The sequence below is a fragment of the Acidimicrobiales bacterium genome (assembly GCA_036273495.1).
Taxonomy (GTDB): Bacteria; Actinomycetota; Acidimicrobiia; order Acidimicrobiales; family JAJPHE01; genus DASSEU01.
In genome coordinates this window covers 1-2,519 of record DASUHN010000085.1, presented here as the reverse complement: position 1 = coordinate 2,519, position 2,519 = coordinate 1, and the positions used below count along the sequence as shown (strand labels likewise).

At 70.2% G+C, this 2,519-nt stretch carries 3 protein-coding genes; 1 reads left to right on the top strand and 2 read right to left on the bottom strand.

Annotation, left to right across the window (positions count from 1 at the left end; genetic code table 11):
- On the bottom strand, nt 1-923 hold a 923-nt coding region (locus VFW24_03430), incomplete at its 3' end, for an FAD-dependent oxidoreductase (protein ID HEX5265801.1).
- 15 nt (nt 924-938) lie between these two features.
- Nucleotides 939-1,337, bottom strand: coding sequence for an STAS domain-containing protein (locus VFW24_03425; protein ID HEX5265800.1), 399 nt, complete (start codon nt 1,335-1,337; stop codon nt 939-941).
- Nucleotides 1,338-1,973: 636 nt separating this feature from the next.
- Between VFW24_03425 and VFW24_03420 the strand changes: the two genes are divergently transcribed.
- Nucleotides 1,974-2,351 (top strand): ferritin-like domain-containing protein, encoded by a 378-nt coding sequence (locus VFW24_03420; protein ID HEX5265799.1) that lies wholly within the window; start codon nt 1,974-1,976, stop codon nt 2,349-2,351.
- The last annotated feature ends 168 nt before the right edge of the window (nt 2,352-2,519 follow it).

Below are 2,519 nucleotides of genomic sequence, written 5' to 3'. Positions count from 1 at the left end.
GCCGCCACCGGGCCCTGGTTGAGCGCCGCCGACCAGTGCTCCAGACGCAGGTGGCGCTCGAGCGAGGGGTAGTAGGCGTTGGCCACGTCCCCGGCGCCGAAGATGTCGGAGTCGGAGCTGGCCAGATGCTCGTCGACCAGGATCCCGTTGTCGACGGTAAGGCCAGCCTCGGCGGCCAGGGACGTGTTGGGGGTGATGCCGATGCCCACCACCACGGCGTCGGCGTCGATGACCCGGCCATCACCGAGGCGCACCCCGGCCGCCCGGCCCTGATCACCGACGATCTCAGCCACCTCGACCCCCAGGCACAGCTCGACCCCGTGACGAGAATGCAGGTCGGCATAGATCTGGGCCAGCTCCGGCCCGAGCACGCCCAGTAACGGCAGCCTCGCCATCTCCAGCACCGTCGTGTCCCGTCCCGCCGCCCGGGCGGCGGCTGCGGTCTCCAGGCCGATCCAGCCCGCTCCGATGATGGCAACACTCCCGGCGGTGGCCAACGCTGCCTTGATGGCCTCGCTGTCGGCCACGCTGCGCAGGTAGTACACGCCCCGCAGGTCGTGGCCGGGGATCTTGAGGTGGCGCGGCGAGGAGCCGGTGGCCAGGAGCAGGCGGTCGTAGTTGATGTCTTCGCCGCTTGCGGCGGTGACCCGGTGGACGCCTGGATCGATGGCGGTGGCCCGGCACCCGAGGCGCAGCTCCACCTCGTGCTCGGCGTACCACGCCTCCGGGTGGAGGTAGATCTTGTCCTTCTCCGAGTTGTCCTGGAGGTAGTCCTTGGACAGCGGAGGCCGGTCGTAGGGGCGCTCGTCCTCCTCCCCGAGGAGCACGACGCGGCCTTCGAACCCCTGGGCCCGCAGGGCCTCGACTGCCTTGGCGCCGGCCAGGCCGGCGCCGACGATGACGAAGGTCTCCTTCGTCGTCATCGCTTCACCAGCTCGTCACGCGCTGAACTCGTTGGCGTCCGTCGGGATGGCACTCGGCCGAGATCGCGCATGGGATCCTCTCCGGTTAGCGGGGTCGGCGAGCCAGCTCAAGGCCCGGGCACCGGAGTCGGTCACGAAGACGTGGCGGTCCAGGCCACCGGCGCGCAGCGCCCGCCTCACCCCGGGACCGCCGGCAACGGCGGCCAGGCCCCCGGCGGCATGGACATCGTGGATGAACCGGGCCAGCACCTCTACCCCAGCTGGCTCGAGCGCGCTAGCACCCTGGAGGTCCAACAAGACCGCCGACTGGCCGACGGCGGGGTGCAGGTCGGCCCTGAGGCGGGCCCTGGTCTCGGCGTCGAGCTCCCCTTGTAGATGCAGCACGGCTGTTCCCTCGTAGGTCGCTGCTGTCACCCGGCATGCCGACGCTTCCCTGGCCGTGGGACCGCCGCTGACCACCGTGTCGGCCCCCGACGCGGTGCCAGGGGGGCAAGTCAAGATCTCGGACGCGGTTCGAAGCGTCGGGTCGAAGCTCACCGAGGTGGGTCTGACCGGCGCGGCCCAAGCGATTAGGAGGGAGCCGGTCCGGCGCCGCCGTCGGCTGGCTTGATCGGGCCTGGACATAGCATCACCCCGTTCTGGAGCTCTCTGGGAGATCCACCGGGGTCCAGGGCGGTGCCACCGTCTGGCGGCACAACCCACGATAGCCCCTCGGACTCATTCCACGGGCGGCCGAATAGCCGGACCCCCCTTCGCTCGGCCACCCCGCGCTTGCCGGCAAGGGGCCACGGGTGATCCGGTCTTTCGGGGATCGGTCCCGCCCGAGCGTAAGCCGAGGTTGCGCCGGCCTGCCCGATCATCGTCGCCCAGGCCGGCATGGCGTTCGGCGCGCCGCGATGAACTCGCCTCGGCTCGCGTTCGACGCCGCAACGGATCGCGGCCAGCATGGCCGAGGAGAAGGTCTCGCCGCCCACTTCGGCGGTCAGGATCCCGCCCGTCGACACATCGTGATCGCATCCACCCTCGGTTGCACAACGGAGGACCACCAACGTGACCCAGAGCGCCGGACTGCACGAACCCGAAGAGCGACTTTCAGCATCGACATTGGATCGGCACCGGGCTTTGGTCTCCATCCAGGAGGAGCTGGAAGCCGTGGACTGGTACGACCAACGGGTCGAGGCCAGCACCGATGCTGAGCTGGGCGCGGTGATGGCGCACAACCGCGACGAGGAGAAAGAACATGCCGCCATGCTGATCGAATGGCTGCGCCGGCACGATCCGACCCTGGACGCCCACTTGCGCACCTACCTGTTCACCACCGGCCCCATTGCCGAGCTCGAGGTCGAAGTGATGCTGGCCGAGGACGCCACTGGGCCGTCCGCCACCGGCTGTCTCGGTATCGGCGCCATCAGGGACGAGGGCCGATGAACCACCTGCTGCGCGCCCTCGCCCCCATCAGCGACGCCGGGTGGGCCCGCCTCGACACCGAGGCCGAACAGCGTCTCCGCCCCCCCTTGGCCGCCCGGCGCTTGGTCGATTTCTCCGGTCCCTTGGGTTGGGAGCACTCGGCGACCGCTCTCGGCCGGGTGGCCTCCG